The organism is Pseudomonas sp. P9_2 (genome assembly GCF_034008255.1).
GTDB classification, from domain to species: domain Bacteria; phylum Pseudomonadota; class Gammaproteobacteria; order Pseudomonadales; family Pseudomonadaceae; genus Aquipseudomonas; species Aquipseudomonas synxantha_A.
On the sequence record NZ_CP125376.1, the window covers coordinates 2824796 to 2840717 of the forward strand.

Sequence of the window (15922 nt, forward strand, 5' to 3'; positions counted from 1 at the left end):
TGTGAGGGCCAATCGGGAGCAAGTCGAATCGTCGCACCGCCCCTCCCACATTTTGAATTGTGAATACCTTCAAATGTGGGAGGGGCGGTGCGACGATTTGACTTGCTCCCGATGAGGCCAGAACAGTCACTACCTCTCTAAACCCTGGCGCCGACCTCACGGGCACTGACCAACCGCTCCAACGCCTCACCCAGCCCAGAGGCCTTGTCACCAATCAACAAGTGCCAAACACCGCTCTCAAGCTGACTCACACCTTGGCAACCGAGTGCAGTGAGCTGAGCTTCAGACAACCCCGAATCATCCCCCAACTCCACCCGCAACCGGGTCATCGCCACCGCTCCTAGTTGGCGTACATTCCCTCGGCCACCCAGAGCATTCAGCCATTTTTCGGCCTCTTGCACATTCACCGTCACGGGCTTATCCCCAGGTGCAACTGCTACAGGTGCTGTGGCAACAAACCCCGGCATCGCCAAGCGAATTTCATCGGCAATGCTATCGGCCATCGGCCCAACCACCACCTGCAAACTACCGCCGTTACCCGGGCGCACTACAGCCATGGCGCCCAGTGCTTTCAGTTCAGCATCCACCGCCTTGTTGCGATCCACCATGTCCAAGCGCAGCCGCGTGGTGCAGGCACCCACACTCAGCAGATTCTCAGCACCACCCAGCGCCTGGATATATGCCGTGGCACGCTGGTTATCACTCATCGCTTCAGCCTGCACCACCTGGATATCTTCACGCCCCGGTGTCTTGAGGTTGAAGCGGCGGATGCAGTAGCTGAACACCGTGTAGTAGATCACCGAGTAGGCCAGGCCCACCGGTACCACCAGCCAGCCATTGGTGGACTTGCCCCAACCCAGCACCATGTCGATAAACCCACCGGAGAAGGTAAAGCCGAGGTGGATATTCAACATATTGGTAACAGCCATCGACAGGCCCGTCAGCACGGCGTGGATCAGGTACAGGAACGGTGCCAGGAACATGAAGGCAAATTCAATCGGCTCGGTCACCCCGGTCAAGAATGACGTCAGCGCCATGGACAGGAAGATCCCGCCCATCACTTTGCGCCGCTCAGGCAACGCATTGCGGTACATCGCCAGGCACGCAGCCGGCAGGCCGAACAGCATCACCGGGAACATGCCGGTCATGAACTGGCCGCCTTTCGGGTCGCCGGCAAAGTAGCGGGTCAGGTCGCCGGTCACCACCGCGCCGGTTGCCGGGTCGGTAAACGTGCCGAACACGAACCACGCCATGTTATTGAGGATATGGTGCAACCCGGTGACGATCAGCAGGCGGTTGAACACGCCAAACACGAACGCACCCAGGCTGCCGCTTTCCATCAGCAACACGCCAAAGCTGTTGATGCCGTGCTGGATCGGCGGCCAGATCAGGCCGAAGATCACGCCCAGGCCCACCGCCGAAAAACCGGTGACAATCGGCACAAAGCGTCGCCCACCAAAGAATGCCAGGTACTCCGGCAGTTTGATGTCCTTGAAGCGGTTATACAGCCCGCCCGCCATCAGGCCACTGGCGATACCGGCGAGCATGCCCATGTTAATGGACGTGTCCATCACCTTGAGCGTGGAGATCATCACCAGGTAGCCAATCGCCCCCGCCAGGCCGGCCGTGCCGTTGTTGTCGCGGGCAAAGCCCACGGCGATGCCGATGGCGAAGATCAGCGCCAGGTTGGCGAAGATCGCCTGCCCGGCATCGTGCATCACCGCGATGTTGAGCAAGTCGGTGTCGCCCAGGCGCAGCAAGAGGCCGGCGATTGGCAGGATCGCAATCGGCAGCATCAGCGCGCGGCCCAGGCGTTGCAGGCCTTCGATAAAGTGTTGGTACATGGCGTGTCTCCCTATTCTTGTTGTTTTCAGCTCAGCGGCCAGTGGTGTTGACAGGCTTGGCGAACGGCCTTGGCGCTGCTCAGGTCGAGCAGCTCAAGGCTCAGTTGCCGGCATTGCGCCGCGTCCAGGTGGCGGACGCGGTCCTTGATTTCGCCGATCTGCGGCGGGCTTACCGACAGTTCGCTGACCCCCAGGCCGACCAGTACCGGCGTGGCCAGTGGGTCAGATGCCAAGGCACCGCACACGCCGACCCAGCGACCATGCTTGGCCGCCCCGGTGCAAGTCTGGGCAATCAACCGCAGCAGTGCCGGGTGCAGGGCGTCGACCCGGGCGGCCAGGCCTGCGTGGTCGCGGTCCATGGCCAGGGTGTATTGGGACAGGTCATTGGTGCCGATGGACAAGAAGTCAGCATGTTTGGCCAACTGCTCGGCCATCAGCGCGGCGGCGGGCACTTCGATCATCACGCCCAGCTCGGGGCGCTGCGTCAGCTCCAGCTCCACGCACAGTTCATCCAGGCGCTGGCGAATCTGCAGCAATTCATCCACCTCGCTGACCATCGGCAGCAGGATGCGGCAGCGCGCCAGTGGCGAGATTTGCAACAGGGCGCGCAGTTGCTGGTCGAGCAGTTCCGGGCGCACCTGGGCCATGCGAATACCGCGCAGGCCCAGCACCGGGTTGGCCTCGACAGGCAGCGGCAGGTAGTCGAGCTGCTTGTCGCCGCCCACATCGATGGTGCGGATGATCACCGACTTGTCGCCCATGGCATCCAGCACGGCCTGATAAGCCTGGCGTTGTTCCTGCTCATCCGGCGCGGTACGGCGGTCGACGAAGAGGAATTCGGTGCGCAGCAGGCCGACGCCGTCGGCGCCGTTGTCAAACGCCACTTGGGCTTCGGCGCTGGAGGCGACATTCGCCGCGACTTCAACCGTCACGCCATCGGTGGTGCATGCCGGTTGCCGGGCTTGGGCCTGTTGCTGCTGGCGTCGTAATTTCTGTGTTTCGCGAATCTGGTGAACTTCGGCGTGACGTGCATCGCTGGGCGCCAGTTCCAGACGGCCGTTGGCGGCATCGAGCACCACCCGCTGGCCTTGGGGTACGTCGAGCACTTCATTGCCCAGGGCGACGAGGCACGGCAGGCCTTTGCCCCGGGCCAAAATCGCCACATGGGAGGTCGCACCGCCTTCGGCCATGCAGATGCCCGCGGCCTGTTGCGCGCTCAGTTGCAGCAAGTCCGAAGGCGTCAGCTCATGGGCGCTGACAATCGCCCCCGCCGGCAATTCGAAATGCCAGGCTTCACCCAGCAACGCACGCAGCACCCGTTGTTGAAGGTCTCGCAGGTCATTGGCGCGCTCGGCAAACAGCGGCTTGCCCAACGCCAGCAGTACGGCGCATTGGGCCTGGATCGCATCACGCCAGGCATGGGTGGCGGCGCTGCCTTGTTCGATGGCGGCGGTGGCTGCGTCGAGTAATGCCGGGTCTTCCAGCAGGGCGAGGTGGGCGGCGAAGATCTCTTCTTCTTCGACATTCTTGCGTTGGCGCGCCTGGTCCAGCGTGTTGCGGATTTCGCCGCGCACTTGGTCAAGGGCGGCATTCAGGCGTTGCAGTTGTTCGTCGACGCTATGATTGCCGCTGTCCTGCGGCAGCTCGATGCCCGTCAGGCGGAACAATGGCCCACATACCAGACCGGGTGCCGCGCATACGCCTTGCAGCACATTGGCTTCGGTATTCGCCCGGCGTGGCGCGGCAACGACCGGCGCGTGATGCTCCTCGTGGATCGCCACGGACAGCGCGGCGACCAGTGCCTGTAACGCCGCCTCGCCATCCTTGCCACGACAGGTCACCCGTACCTCGTCACCTTCGCCAATACCCAACCCCATCAGGCCGATCAGGCTGTCGCAAGCCGCGGTCTTATCACCGAAGTGCAGCTGCGATTGGCTGCTGAAGCCCTGGGCAGTCTTGCGGATCAGCGCGGCAGGGCGCGCATGCAAGCCGCCACGATGGGTGATGCGTACCGTGGCGCTCACTTCTGCGACCGAGTTATCCACAGCGGTTTGAACCGGCGCGGATGTGCGCAGGGCAATCCGCATCAGTGATTCACCGAGCTTCACGGTCTTGCTCGCGATGGGTTGCAGCTCGAAGCGGTCACTGTTGGTCAGGATGATCAGGCTCACCAGGCTTTTGCACTGGCGCGCTATGCGGTCCAGGTCAAACTGCACCAACGGCTGGCCCTCGCTCACCCGTGCGCCATCCTTCACCAGCAAGGCAAAGCCTTCGCCATTGAGCTCCACGGTGTCGATGCCCACGTGCATCAGCACTTCGGCACCGTTGTCGGCGCGGATGGTCAATGCATGACCGGTGCGGGCGACATGGATGATCACGCCGTCACAGGGCGCGTGCAGGCAATCGTTCAACGGGTCGATGGCAATCCCGTCGCCCATGGCGCCGCTGGCGAACACTTCGTCGGGGACGCTGTTCAGGGCCAGCACCGGCCCACTCAAGGGGGCGCTTAAGGTCAATGGATTATTGTTGTTGGGCATGGGCACGGTACTCATCAGGAAAACGCCGCTTTAGTGCGTGCGGGTGACTTTGCTCAGGTGGCGCGGCTGGTCCGGGTTCATGCCCCGTGCCTCAGCCAGGCCGGCGGCCATCACGTAGAAGCTCTGGATTGTCAGGATCGGGTCCAGGCTCGGATGTTCGGCGCGACTAAGGGTCAGGTCGCGTTCGGCGATATCGTCCGGTGCGGCCAGCAGCACGCGGGCGCCGCGTTGGCGCATATCGGCGGCCAGGCTCAACAGGCCGGGCTGCTCGGCGCCGCGTGGGGCGAACACCAGTAGCGGGTAGTTTTCGTCGATCAAGGCCATCGGCCCGTGGCGCACCTCTGCGCTGCTGAAGGCTTCGGCCTGGATCGCCGAAGTTTCCTTGAGCTTGAGCGCAGCTTCCTGGGCGATGGCAAACCCGGCGCCGCGGCCGATTACCATCAATTGCTGGCAGTCGCGCAGGGCCTCGATGGCTTGGGTCCAATCCTGCCGGGCGGCTTCACGCAAACCGTCGGGCAGCGCCTGGCAGGCCTGGAGCAACTCGGTTTCCTGGTTCCAGTGGCCGATCAATTGCGCGCTGGCGCTGAGGGTGGCGATAAAACTCTTGGTCGCGGCCACGCTTTGTTCCGGCCCGGCGCACAGTGGCACGTGGAATTCACAGGCGGCTTCCAGCGGCGAGTCTTCGGCGTTCACCAGCGAGATGCTCAGGGCGCCGCGCTTGCGCAGCAGTCGCAGGCTGTTGACCAGGTCCGGGCTCTGCCCCGACTGGGAGAACCCAAACGCCACCTGGCCGCTGACTTTCATCGGTGCCTGCAACAGGGTCACCACCGACATTGGCAACGACGCCACCGGGATGCCCACATGCTGCATGGCCAGGTAGGCGAAGTAGCTGGCGGCGTGGTCGGAGCTGCCGCGGGCAATGGTCATCGCCACTTGCGGCGGCTGGCGACGCAGGCGACCGGCGATTTCTTCCAACTGCGGGTTCAGGCGTTGCAGTTGTGCCGCGACGGCGTCGCAGGAGGCCAGGGCCTCTTCAAGCATTTTTGAAGTCAATGGTTTCTCCTTCGACCATTACGTCGGTGAGTGTCAGGGAGCGGTCCAGGCGCACGCAGTCGGCATAGCTGCCCGGTTGCAGGCGGCCGCGTTCTTCCAGGCCCAGGTAGTCCGCAGGAAATTGCGACAGGCGCTGTGAGGCTTCACTGATGGGCAGGCCGATTTTCACCAGGTTGCGCAGCGCCTGGTCCATGGTCAGGGTGCTGCCGGCCAGGGTGCCGTCGGCCAGGCGTACGCCACCCAGGCATTTGGTCACTGTGTGGCTGCCCAGCTTGTATTCGCCGTCGGGCATGCCGGCGGCGGCGGTGGAGTCAGTGACGCAGTACAGGCACGGGATCGAACGCAAGGCCACGCGCATGGCGCCGGGGTGTACGTGGAGCAGGTCCGGGATCAGCTCGGCGTATTGGGCGTGGGCCAGCGCGGCGCCGACGATGCCCGGCTCGCGGTGGTGCAGCGGGCTCATGGCGTTGTACAAATGGGTGAAGCTGGTGGCGCCGGCGGCGAGGGCGGCGACGCCTTCTTCATAGCTGCCCAGGGTGTGGCCGATCTGCATGCGCACGCCGCGTTGGCTGAGGGCGCGGATCAGGCCGTCATGGCCGGCAATTTCCGGGGCGATGGTGATTACCCGGATCGGCGCCAGGCGCAAATAGGCTTCGACTTCGGCCATCAACGCGGTGTGGGCGAAGTTGGGTTGGGCGCCGAGTTTGCCCGGGTTGATATAGGGGCCTTCTAGGTGCACACCGAGCACCCGCGCACTGCCGGCAGGACGTTGTTCGCAGAAGTTGCCGAGTTCACTGAGGACCTGGGAGATTTCATCCACCGGAGCAGTCATGGTGGTGGCCAGCAGCGAGGTGGTACCAAAGCGCACGTGGGTGCGGGTAATGGTCTCAAAGGCTTGCGCCCCTTCCATGATGTCGGCACCGCCACCGCCGTGTACATGCAGGTCGATAAAGCCTGGCAGCAGGTAGGGCAGGTCGTTGTCAGCCGGGTCGCAAGGCGTGCCTTCAATGGCGACCACCTTGCCGTGTTCATGCACCAGGCGGCCGCGCATCCAGCCGCTGGGCGTGAGGATATTGTCTTCTGACATGGGCAGTTCTCTAGATTCGCAATTCGGCGGAGTAATCATGACGGCGCAGCTCTGCGACAAAGTCGTAGTAGTCGTTGCGGCAGTAGGTGTCGGTGATTTCAATCGGCGTGTTGTCGGCGGTGTAGCCCACGCGGGTCATCAGCAGCATGGCGGTGCCGGGGGCGATGCCCACCAGCTTGGCGAACTCGTCCGAGGCGTTGATCGCCTGGATATGTTGCAGGGCGCGCACGATGGGCTTGCCGATGCCTTCCAGGTATTCGTACAGCGAATTGCCGATGGCTTGCGGGTGTGGCAACACCGAGGCGGGCATGGCGGTCATTTCAATCGCCATCACCGTGTCATCGGCTTTGCGCAAACGCTTGAGGCGCGCCACTTTGTCGGTAGGCGACAGGCACAGGCGGATCAGCTCTTCGTGGGTCGGCGGGGTGATGTCGCGCTCCAGCCACTGGGAGGTGGGCACAAAGCCCTTGAGCCGCAGCATTTCGCTGAACCCCGACAAGCGCGACAAGGGTTGTTCCAGGCGCGGCGTGATAAATGTGCCGGAGCCCTGGCTGCGGCGGATTAGGCCCTGGGCAAGCAGCACTTCCAAGGCTTTGCGGGCGGTGACCCGCGAGATGCTCAACTGCTCGCTGAGGGCGCGTTCCGACGGCAGGGCCTGCTCGGATTTCCACTGGCCGGCGTGGATCGCCGCCTCAAGGTTGCGGGCCAGTTGCAGGTACAACGGCGTGGATTGCTTGTCGTCGGGGCGCAGCGTCAGGATGGGGTTCATCTGTGAAGTTTCCGATGCGGTTATTGGAGTGTTGTCGCCCGGTAATGGCCGGAAATTAATACCACTTAAATACCATGTCAATGCTACCAAAACGGTGCAAGCCCCGGTTTCAGGGCTCTTTAATGGGGCTTGGTATCAAGTGGTATTAGAGAGGTCTTTGTGTCGCGCACAAGTGCACTGTCCCGCGCGGTGAACTGGTATTCACCGGCAGGCGCTGCTGGAGGCAGGAATTATTTTCGAATTAATTTACGAACGGTACGAGATTACGGCCGGATCTCGATCAGGGTGCCGTCCTTGACCAGGTTCCAGACTTCACGCATATCCACATTACGCATGCCGATGCAGCCGTCGGTCCAGTCCAGGGTGTGGAACCACTGCTCCGGGTAGTCTTCTGTGTCGGGGGTGCCGTGAATCATGATCATGCTGCCCGGTTTCACCCCTTCGCGGCGGGCGCGGGCGGCGTCGCTGATGTTCGGGTAGGAGATGTGCATGGCCAGGTTGAAGCGGTCGCTGGTCTTGCGCCAGTCGATCCAGTAGAAACCCTCGGGGGTACGGCGGTCGCCTTCGATCAGCTTGTGGCCCTTGGGGTTCTTGCCCAGGGAAATGCGGTAGGTCTTGAACGGTTTGCCGTCGTTGATCAATTGCAGCTGATGAGCGGACTTGAGCACCAGGACTTTTTCGACCGGTTTGCCGCCCAGGGTGATTTGGGTTGCGGCTGGCGACAGCGTGGCGAACGACAGGCAGATCAGAGCAAGCAACCAGCGCATTGAAACGGTATCCCTTTGGCGACAATCGGCCGGCTTGTTATTGGGCGGGCTTGGACAGCGGTGGCACGGACTCGCTACGTACCGGGTACACCTGTTGGCGACGGTCAGCGAAAAAGCATTCTAAGGTACGTCCGACCGTGCGGAAAGCCAGCTCGGACCAAGGGATATCAGCTTCATCGAACAGCTTCACTTCCAGGCTTTCCGGGCCTGCGGCAAAGTCCAGGTCGATCAGCTCGGCGCGGTAGAAAATATGCACCTGGCTGATGTGCGGCACATCGATCAGGGTATAGATGTTCAGGTTACGCACCCGGGCGCAGGCTTCTTCCAGGGTTTCACGCATGGCCGCCTGTTCCACGGTCTCGCCGTTTTCCATAAAGCCTGCGGGCAGGGTCCAGTAACCCAGGCGTGGCTCGATGGCGCGGCGGCACAGCAACACTTTGTCGCCCCACACCGGTACGGTACCGGCGACGATATTGGGGTTCTGGTAATGAATGGTCGAGCAGTGATCGCATACATAACGCAGGCGTGCGTCGCCTTCGGGAATGCGTTGGGTCACCGGTTTGCCGCACTGGCTGCAGAAATTCATGCTGGGGTTCCTGAACAATGGGCACATCTTGGCTTGGTGCCGGGCGTTCCTGCAAGTTGTCGTTTAGCGACAGCCCTGCGGTTTTGGGGTTGGGCGCGTTCACGCTTTGGTGCATGATGCAAGGTAGCCAACAGACCGAGATGACTCATGCTGGACGAGCTACTTCGCCGGGTAAGCAATCACACCCCTCACCTGCTTGAGACTGACGGGCGTTTCCCCGAGGCCGCGGTGCTGGTACCGATTACCCGCAGTGATGAACCCGAGCTGATCCTGACCCTGCGCGCCAGCGGCCTGTCGACCCATGGTGGCGAAGTGGCCTTTCCTGGCGGGCGGCGTGACCCTGAAGACCCGGACCTGATCTTTACCGCCTTGCGCGAAGCCGAAGAAGAAATCGGCCTGCCGCCGGGGCTGGTTGAGGTCATTGGCCCGTTGAGCCCGCTGATTTCCCTGCATGGCATCCGCGTAACGCCCTATGTGGGCGTGATCCCTGACTACGTCGAATACCTGGCCAACGACGCCGAAATCGCCGCCGTCTTCAGTGTGCCCCTGGAGTTTTTCCGACAGGACCCACGCGAGCATACCCACCGCATCGATTACCAGGGCCGAAGTTGGTATGTGCCCAGCTACCGCTTCGGCGAATACAAGATCTGGGGCCTGACGGCGATCATGATCGTCGAGCTGATCAATCTGCTCTATGACGACGCCAAGATCAGCCTGCACCAGCCGCCCAAGAGTTTTATCAATATCTAAGCCATCGCATGAATGGCAAGCCGTGAGGGAAAACCATGAAATACCGCCTGGGCGACGCCCGTGTCGAGACCCATCCCAACAGTTGGGTCGCACCCAATGCCACGCTGGTGGGCAAGGTCAAGCTGGAGGAGGGCGCCAACGTCTGGTTCAACGCGGTGTTGCGCGGCGATAACGAACTGATCCTGATCGGCAAGAACAGCAACGTGCAGGACGGCAGCGTGATGCACACCGACATGGGCTATCCGCTTACCCTCGGCACTGGCGTGACCATCGGCCATAACGCCATGCTGCACGGCTGCAGCGTCGACGACTACAGCTTGATCGGCATCAACGCCGTGATCCTCAACGGCGCCAAGATCGGCAAACATTGCATCATCGGCGCCAATTCGCTGATCGGCGAAGGCAAGGAAATTCCCGATGGTTCGCTGGTGATGGGCTCGCCGGGCAAGGTGGTACGTGAGCTGACCGAGGCGCAGAAACGCATGCTCGAAGCCAGTGCCGCGCACTATGTGCATAACTCGCAGCGCTATGCCCGAGACTTGGTTGAGCAGGAAGAATGAGTGCGGTTGAACGGCCTGTAGCCTCGCCATGCGTGAGTATCTGCGCGTTGGATGAGGACGATATCTGTACCGGTTGCCAGCGTAGCGTGGATGAGATCACACGCTGGAGCCGCATGGATAACGCCGAGCGCCGGGTGGTGTTGGGGTTGTGTCATGAGCGGGCGGTGGCGGGTGGGTTGGTGTTTATGGCTTCTGGTAAATCCGGTGCCTGAACCACCGCTATCGCAGGCAAGCCAGCTCCCACCCTTGATGTGTGAATGCGTTCAAATGTGGGAGCTGGCTTGCCTGCGATGAGGCCCTGCCAGACGACATCCTTGTAATTGTGTACCCTGTGCGGCATTACCCACAGGTCCATCCCCATGTTTTTCCTGATCGCCTACATCAGCAGCGTCGTGCTGATCAACTTCGCCTTCTCCACCGCCCCGCACCTGGATGTCATCTGGTCCGCCTGGGGTGGCCTGGTATTTATCCTGCGCGACATGGTGCAAACCCGCTTCGGTCACGGCGCGATCATCGCCATGCTGGCGGCGCTGGTGCTTTCGTATATCACTTCCGACCCGTCCATCGCCCTGGCCAGTGCTACGGCGTTCGCGGTGTCCGAGTGCATCGACTGGCTGGTGTTCAGCATCACCAAACGCCCGCTGCATGATCGCCTGTGGATAAGTTCGGCACTGAGTATTCCCCTCGATACCTTTATTTTCTTCGGCTTGATCGGCGCGCTCACACCGGCGGTGGCGGGCACGGCGTTGGTGTCTAAATTTGCCGGTGTCACCGTGGTCTGGCTGATCATGGCCTGGCGCATCCGCCGCCGCACCATCGCCAACTGAGGCCAATTTTTACAGTTCATGTAAAATGCCGGCCTTTCTCCCCCATGATCCGCTCCCCTGAGGACCTGAGATGACCCGAATCGGAACTCCATTGTCGCCAACCGCGACCCGCGTTTTGCTGTGTGGCTGCGGTGAGCTGGGCAAGGAAGTGGTAATCGAACTGCAACGCCTGGGCGTTGAAGTGATTGCCGTGGATCGCTACGCCAACGCGCCGGCCATGCAGGTGGCGCACCGTAGCCACGTGATCAACATGCTCGACGGCGCCGCCCTGCGTGCGGTGATCGAGGCGGAGAAGCCGCACTTCATCGTGCCGGAAATCGAAGCCATCGCCACCGCCACTCTGGTGGAATTGGAGGCTGAAGGCTTCACGGTTATCCCGACCGCCCGCGCCACGTCGTTGACCATGAACCGTGAGGGCATCCGTCGCCTGGCCGCCGAAGAACTGGACCTGCCGACCTCGCCGTACCACTTTGCCGACACCTTCGAAGACTACAGCAAGGCCGTCCAGGACCTGGGCTTCCCCTGCGTGGTCAAGCCGGTGATGAGTTCGTCGGGCAAGGGCCAGAGCCTGTTGCGCAGCACTGATGACGTGCAGAAAGCCTGGGATTACGCCCAGGAAGGCGGGCGTGCCGGTAAGGGTCGAGTCATTATCGAAGGCTTTATCGATTTCGACTACGAAATTACCCTGCTGACCGTGCGCCACATTGGCGGCACCACCTTCTGCGCGCCGGTTGGCCATCGTCAGGAGAAGGGCGACTATCAGGAGTCCTGGCAGCCACAGGCCATGAGCCCGATCGCCCTGGCCGAATCCGAGCGCGTTGCCAAGGCGGTAACCGAAGCCCTGGGCGGCCGTGGTCTGTTTGGTGTGGAGTTGTTCATCAAGGGCGATCAGGTGTGGTTCAGCGAAGTGTCGCCGCGCCCACATGACACCGGTTTGGTCACACTGATTTCTCAGGACCTGTCGCAGTTCGCGCTGCACGCTCGCGCCATCCTGGGCTTGCCAATTCCGTTGATCCGTCAGTTCGGGCCTTCGGCATCGGCGGTGATCCTGGTGGAAGGGCAGTCGACCCAGACGGCGTTTGCCAACCTCGGCGTTGCATTGAGCGAGCCGGACACGGCGTTGCGCCTGTTTGGCAAGCCGGAAGTGAATGGCCAGCGCCGTATGGGTGTGGCACTGGCGCGGGATGAGTCGATTGAGGCTGCACGGGCTAAAGCTACCCGCGCTTCGAAGGCTGTTGTTGTAGAGCTCTAAAACCGCGTCGCGTCTATCGCAGGCAAGCCAGCTCCCACATTTGATTGGGTTCACATAGTTTGATGTGTGAATGCTTTCTAATGTGGGAGCTGGCTTGCCTGCGATAGCGGTCTATCAGGCGACCTTGTTCAAATCATTATCCCGCGTCTCTTTAAGGCACAGCACCGCAATCAAACTCAACAACGCTGCCGCCGACACATACCCACCGACATAGCTGAGCCCACCCATCGCCACCAGCTTGGTCGCGAAGAACGGTGCTGCAGACGCCCCGACAATCCCACCCAGGTTATACGCCGCCGAAGCACCGGTATAACGCACACGCGTCGGGAACAACTCCGGCAGCAGGGCGCCCATCGGTGCGAAGGTCACACCCATCAGAAACAGCTCCAACGCCAGGAACAGCGCCACGGCCCAGGTCGAGCCGTGGGTCAGCAGTGGCTCCATGGTAAAGCCCGAGAGAATCGCCAGGATCGCCCCAACGATCAGCACCGGCTTACGTCCATAACGATCACTGGCCAGCGCTGCCAGCGGCGTCGCCAAGCCCATGAACAGCACGGCAAAGCACAGTAAGCCGAGGAACGTCTCGCGGCTGTAGCCCAGTGTGGAAACGCCGTAGCTCAGGGAAAACGCCGTGGTGATGTAGAACAGCGCGTAGCACACCACCATCGACGCAGCGCCCAGCAGCACCGGCAGCCAATGCTGGCTGAACAGTTCCACCAGTGGCACCTTCACCGGTGCTTCTTTGGCTACGGAGTTGGCGAACACTGGGGTTTCATGCAGCTTCAGGCGCGCATACAGGCCCACCATCACCAGTGCGGCGCTGAGAATGAACGGAATACGCCAGCCCCAGCTACGGAACTGCTCGTCATTCAGGCTCATGGCCAGGATCAGGAATAAACCGTTGGCCGCCAGAAAGCCAATCGACGGGCCCAGTTGCGGGAACATGCCGAACCAGGCGCGCTTGCCCTTGGGCGCGTTCTCGGTCGCCAGCAATGCCGCGCCGCCCCATTCCCCGCCAAGGCCCAGGCCCTGGCCGAAGCGTAATACGCACAACAGAATCGGTGCCCAGGCGCCGATGCTGTCGTAGCCTGGCAGCAAGCCGATCAAGGTGGTGCACACGCCCATCAGCAGCAGCGAGGCCACCAGTGTGGATTTACGCCCGATACGGTCGCCGAAGTGGCCGAACAACGCCGAGCCCAGCGGGCGGGCGATAAAAGCGATGCCGAAGGTCAGGAACGAGGCCAGCATCTGCGCCGTACCGGAGCTCTGGGGAAAGAACACCGGGCCGATCACCAGTGCGGCAGCCGTGGCGTAGATATAGAAATCGTAGAACTCGATGGCGGTGCCGACGATGCTCGCCGTGGCGACGCGGGCGGTCGAATTGGTCGGGGCGGCGGTCGCAGCCTCTTGGTAGGTGGTGCTCATGGCAGTATCCCTGACGGTCATTGCGCGTTTGGACGCGGATTATTATTGGTCGAACACCCATGGATCAGGGTTGTGCGCGGGGCGGCTCGGGATGGGAGCAAACACCGGTCGGACATGATAAAGCGGTGCCTGGACACGCTGAGTGCGGGTAGCACGCGGTCGGGCGGGGCTTGGGTAAGCCGCAGGGATTATAGGAAGGGGGCTAAGGATCCAACAAGGGGCTGGTGAGGATCTATGGCCTGGAACTGGATCAATGTGGGAGCTGGCTTGCCTGCGATAGCATCACCTCGGTTCAACTGAAGGACCGAGTCGCCTGCATCGCAGGCAAGCCAGCTCCCACATTGACCGGGTTGAGCCTGCTGAGGTCAGGCGGCCACCGGCACATGGCTGGTATGCCAGATCAACACCTTGCTCACCCGGTTGTCCTCGGTTTCGAGGATTTCCAGGCGATAGCGGCCGATCTTCAGGCACACCGCGCAATCGGGGATGGTTTCCAGCGCTTCGGTCACCAGGCCGTTGAGGGTCTTGGGGCCGTCGCTGGGCAGGTGCCAGCCCAGGCTTTTGTTCAGTTCGCGGATCGAAGCGGCGCCGTCAATGATGTAGCGGCCATCGGGCTGGGCCTCGATGTGGGGGTTATCCACAGCCTGATCGCTTTCGAATTCGCCGACGATTTCTTCCAGGATATCTTCCAGGGTAACGATGCCCAGCACTTCGCCGTATTCGTCCACTACCATGCCCAGGCGCCGCTGTTGCTTGTGGAAGTTAAGCAGCTGCAGCTGTAGAGGCGTGCTTTCCGGGACGAAGTAGGGTTCGTGACAGGCAGCGAGCAGCGCCTCTTTTGTCAGGCTTGCGTCGGGGAGCAGATGCTGGACCTGGCGCGTGTTGAGCACCGCTTCGACCTGGTTGATATCACTGTGGAACACCGGCAGGCGCGTGCGTTGGGAACTGCGCAGCTGCTCGATGATCTCGTCGATCGAGTCATCCAGGTTGATGCCATCCACTTCACTGCGGGGCACCAGGATGTCGTTGACGGTGATGTTATCCAGCGCGTGGATGCCGGGCATACCGGGCGCACGGTCTTCGTCGGCCTCGGGCGGGGCTTGGTCGTCATGGTCCGGCAGCGGCTCATCACTGTTTTTCACCACGCCGGATTTGCGCGCGAACGGGCGCAGCAGCAACAGGCTGATGCCGTTGAGCAGCCAGGCCAGCGGGTAGAGGATTTTCAGCGGCACGCCCAGCAGGGCGTTACCGAAACCCAACACCGCTTGCGGATGGCGGGTGGCCAGGATGCGAGGCAGGTAGTCGGCGAGAATCAGCAGCAGTGCACAAGAGATCAGCCAACCCAGCCATGGGCCGTTCTGCGCCCAGGCATAGATTGCCAGCAGCGTGCAAAGGATCACCACGGCGGCGCGGCACAGGCTGTTGCACAGGATCAGGCTATGGCGCGGAAAGCTCAGGCGTGCGGCAGCCTTGTCGCCCTGACGGGTACCGGGGCGCAGGGCCAACAGATGCTGTTGTGCTGCTTCGATGGCGGTAAACAGCGCCGCCCATAAAATCAGCAAGGCAATGACGGCGAGCATCGGCTCCAAAGGCAAGTTATCCATGATCGCTGCCCGTCAGATATGCAGGATGTATTCGCGAACCAGCTTGCTGCCGAAATAGGCCAGCATCAGCAGGCAGAACCCGGCCAGGGTCCAGCGGATTGCCTTGTGCCCACGCCAGCCGAGGCGGTTGCGGCCCCACAGCAGCACGCTGAACACCACCCAGGCCAGGCACGCCAGCAGGGTCTTGTGCACCAGGTGCTGGGCGAACAGGTTCTCGACGAACAGCCAGCCGGAAATCAGCGACAGCGACAGCAGGGTCCAGCCGGCCCACAGGAACCCGAACAGCAGGCTTTCCATGGTTTGCAGCGGCGGGAAGTTCTTGATCAGCCCTGAGGGGTGCTTGTGCTTGAGCTGGTGATCCTGCAGCAGCAGGAGCAGGGCCTGGAACACCGCGATGGTGAACATGCCGTAGGCGAGGATCGACAACAGGATATGGGCAAGGATGCCGGGCTCCTCATCGATCACCTGTACGGTGCCGGTAGGGGTGAATTGCGCCAGCAATACCGTCAGCATTCCCAGGGGGAATAGCAGCACCAGCAGGTTCTCGACCGGAATGCGGTAGCAGGCCAGCAGCGTCAGTGCGATGACGGCCGCGGCGATCAGGCTGGCGGCGCTGAAAAAGTCCAGGCCCAGGCCCACCGGCGTCATCAGGTGAGTGAACAGGCTGGCGGCATGGGCCAGCAGGGCCAGCACGCCAAGGCCGACGAGCAGACGTTTGTCCGCTTTGGCGCCTTGGGCCAGACGAGTGCCCTGATAGAGAGTCGCAGCGGCATACAGAATGGCGGCGGCGAGGCTGGGTAGCAAACTGGGTGACAAGGGGAGCATAAATCCTGGTAGGCAAGCCCGAAAGGCGTTGAGTTT

15 protein-coding genes are annotated in these 15922 nt (G+C 62.0%); 5 read left to right on the forward strand and 10 right to left on the reverse strand.

Annotated features, from left to right (window positions below):
- Positions 1–137 precede the first annotated feature (137 nt).
- The 7 genes from nagE to QMK52_RS12635 form a co-directional block, all read right to left on the reverse strand.
- Complete coding sequence (gene nagE / locus QMK52_RS12605) at positions 138–1844, reverse strand: N-acetylglucosamine-specific PTS transporter subunit IIBC (protein ID WP_005791143.1); 1707 nt, start codon at positions 1842–1844, stop codon at positions 138–140.
- Between the two features lie 26 nt (positions 1845–1870).
- The gene (ptsP, locus tag QMK52_RS12610; RefSeq protein WP_194440706.1) at positions 1871–4381 is read right to left on the reverse strand and encodes a phosphoenolpyruvate--protein phosphotransferase; all 2511 of its coding nucleotides are present in this window, start codon (positions 4379–4381) and stop codon (positions 1871–1873) included.
- A 30-nt stretch (positions 4382–4411) separates the two neighbouring features.
- On the reverse strand, positions 4412–5422 hold the full coding sequence (locus tag QMK52_RS12615; RefSeq protein ID WP_413817844.1) for an SIS domain-containing protein: 1011 nt from the start codon (positions 5420–5422) through the stop codon (positions 4412–4414).
- Positions 5415–6521 carry an N-acetylglucosamine-6-phosphate deacetylase gene (nagA, locus tag QMK52_RS12620; protein WP_320404148.1) on the reverse strand — a complete coding sequence of 369 codons (1107 nt, stop codon included), beginning with the start codon at positions 6519–6521 and terminating at the stop codon, positions 5415–5417. Before nagA ends, QMK52_RS12615 begins: the two co-directional genes overlap by 8 nt.
- Before the next feature lie 10 nt (positions 6522–6531).
- Complete coding sequence (locus QMK52_RS12625; protein WP_320404149.1) at positions 6532–7290, reverse strand: GntR family transcriptional regulator; 759 nt, start codon at positions 7288–7290, stop codon at positions 6532–6534.
- A 263-nt stretch (positions 7291–7553) separates the two neighbouring features.
- Positions 7554–8057, reverse strand: a complete 504-nt coding sequence (locus QMK52_RS12630) for a L,D-transpeptidase family protein (protein WP_194439131.1) — start codon at positions 8055–8057, stop codon at positions 7554–7556.
- A gap of 37 nt (positions 8058–8094) precedes the next feature.
- Complete coding sequence (locus QMK52_RS12635; protein WP_005791137.1) at positions 8095–8643, reverse strand: NUDIX hydrolase; 549 nt, start codon at positions 8641–8643, stop codon at positions 8095–8097.
- 147 nt (positions 8644–8790) lie between these two features.
- On the opposite strand from QMK52_RS12635, the gene QMK52_RS12640 reads away from it, so the two are divergent.
- The 5 genes from QMK52_RS12640 (at position 8791) to purT (ending at position 12032) form a co-directional block, all read left to right on the forward strand.
- A complete protein-coding gene (locus QMK52_RS12640; protein WP_005791136.1) occupies positions 8791–9393 on the forward strand; it encodes a CoA pyrophosphatase in 603 nt (200 codons plus the stop codon).
- A 35-nt stretch (positions 9394–9428) separates the two neighbouring features.
- On the forward strand, positions 9429–9953 hold the full coding sequence (locus QMK52_RS12645) for a gamma carbonic anhydrase family protein (RefSeq protein WP_005791135.1): 525 nt from the start codon (positions 9429–9431) through the stop codon (positions 9951–9953).
- A complete protein-coding gene (locus QMK52_RS12650) occupies positions 9950–10165 on the forward strand; it encodes a DUF1289 domain-containing protein (RefSeq protein ID WP_005791133.1) in 216 nt (71 codons plus the stop codon). The genes QMK52_RS12645 and QMK52_RS12650 overlap by 4 nt, the downstream gene beginning before the upstream one ends.
- 147 nt (positions 10166–10312) lie before the next feature.
- The gene (locus QMK52_RS12655) at positions 10313–10780 is read left to right on the forward strand and encodes a preQ0 transporter (RefSeq protein ID WP_005791131.1); all 468 of its coding nucleotides are present in this window, start codon (positions 10313–10315) and stop codon (positions 10778–10780) included.
- A gap of 70 nt (positions 10781–10850) precedes the next feature.
- The gene (purT, locus tag QMK52_RS12660; RefSeq protein ID WP_005791130.1) at positions 10851–12032 is read left to right on the forward strand and encodes a formate-dependent phosphoribosylglycinamide formyltransferase; all 1182 of its coding nucleotides are present in this window, start codon (positions 10851–10853) and stop codon (positions 12030–12032) included.
- Between the two features lie 114 nt (positions 12033–12146).
- On the opposite strand, the gene QMK52_RS12665 is transcribed toward purT, so the two are convergent.
- From QMK52_RS12665 to QMK52_RS12675, 3 genes are all read right to left on the reverse strand, one after another.
- The gene (locus QMK52_RS12665; RefSeq protein WP_005791128.1) at positions 12147–13457 is read right to left on the reverse strand and encodes an MFS transporter; all 1311 of its coding nucleotides are present in this window, start codon (positions 13455–13457) and stop codon (positions 12147–12149) included.
- A 365-nt stretch (positions 13458–13822) separates the two neighbouring features.
- A complete protein-coding gene (locus tag QMK52_RS12670; protein ID WP_005791125.1) occupies positions 13823–15061 on the reverse strand; it encodes a transporter associated domain-containing protein in 1239 nt (412 codons plus the stop codon).
- Positions 15062–15073: 12 nt separating this feature from the next.
- Positions 15074–15886: an inner membrane protein YpjD gene (locus tag QMK52_RS12675; protein ID WP_003193966.1), complete on the reverse strand. Its 813-nt coding sequence runs from the start codon at positions 15884–15886 to the stop codon at positions 15074–15076.
- Positions 15887–15922: the final 36 nt, after the last annotated feature.

Excerpts from the sequence above, each read along its gene's own strand:
- nagE (WP_005791143.1), bottom strand. The coding sequence starts at position 1,844 with ATGTACCAACACTTTATCGAAGGCCTGCAACGCCTGGGCCGCGCGCTG.
- ptsP (WP_194440706.1), bottom strand. The coding sequence starts at position 4,381 with ATGCCCAACAACAATAATCCATTGACCTTAAGCGCCCCCTTGAGTGGG.
- QMK52_RS12615 (WP_413817844.1), bottom strand. The coding sequence starts at position 5,422 with ATGCTTGAAGAGGCCCTGGCCTCCTGCGACGCCGTCGCGGCACAACTG.
- nagA (WP_320404148.1), bottom strand. The coding sequence starts at position 6,521 with ATGTCAGAAGACAATATCCTCACGCCCAGCGGCTGGATGCGCGGCCGC.
- QMK52_RS12625 (WP_320404149.1), bottom strand. The coding sequence starts at position 7,290 with ATGAACCCCATCCTGACGCTGCGCCCCGACGACAAGCAATCCACGCCG.
- QMK52_RS12630 (WP_194439131.1), bottom strand. The coding sequence starts at position 8,057 with ATGCGCTGGTTGCTTGCTCTGATCTGCCTGTCGTTCGCCACGCTGTCG.
- QMK52_RS12635 (WP_005791137.1), bottom strand. The coding sequence starts at position 8,643 with ATGAATTTCTGCAGCCAGTGCGGCAAACCGGTGACCCAACGCATTCCC.
- QMK52_RS12640 (WP_005791136.1), top strand. The coding sequence starts at position 8,791 with ATGCTGGACGAGCTACTTCGCCGGGTAAGCAATCACACCCCTCACCTG.
- QMK52_RS12645 (WP_005791135.1), top strand. The coding sequence starts at position 9,429 with ATGAAATACCGCCTGGGCGACGCCCGTGTCGAGACCCATCCCAACAGT.
- QMK52_RS12650 (WP_005791133.1), top strand. The coding sequence starts at position 9,950 with ATGAGTGCGGTTGAACGGCCTGTAGCCTCGCCATGCGTGAGTATCTGC.
- QMK52_RS12655 (WP_005791131.1), top strand. The coding sequence starts at position 10,313 with ATGTTTTTCCTGATCGCCTACATCAGCAGCGTCGTGCTGATCAACTTC.
- purT (WP_005791130.1), top strand. The coding sequence starts at position 10,851 with ATGACCCGAATCGGAACTCCATTGTCGCCAACCGCGACCCGCGTTTTG.
- QMK52_RS12665 (WP_005791128.1), bottom strand. The coding sequence starts at position 13,457 with ATGAGCACCACCTACCAAGAGGCTGCGACCGCCGCCCCGACCAATTCG.
- QMK52_RS12670 (WP_005791125.1), bottom strand. The coding sequence starts at position 15,061 with ATGGATAACTTGCCTTTGGAGCCGATGCTCGCCGTCATTGCCTTGCTG.
- QMK52_RS12675 (WP_003193966.1), bottom strand. The coding sequence starts at position 15,886 with ATGCTCCCCTTGTCACCCAGTTTGCTACCCAGCCTCGCCGCCGCCATT.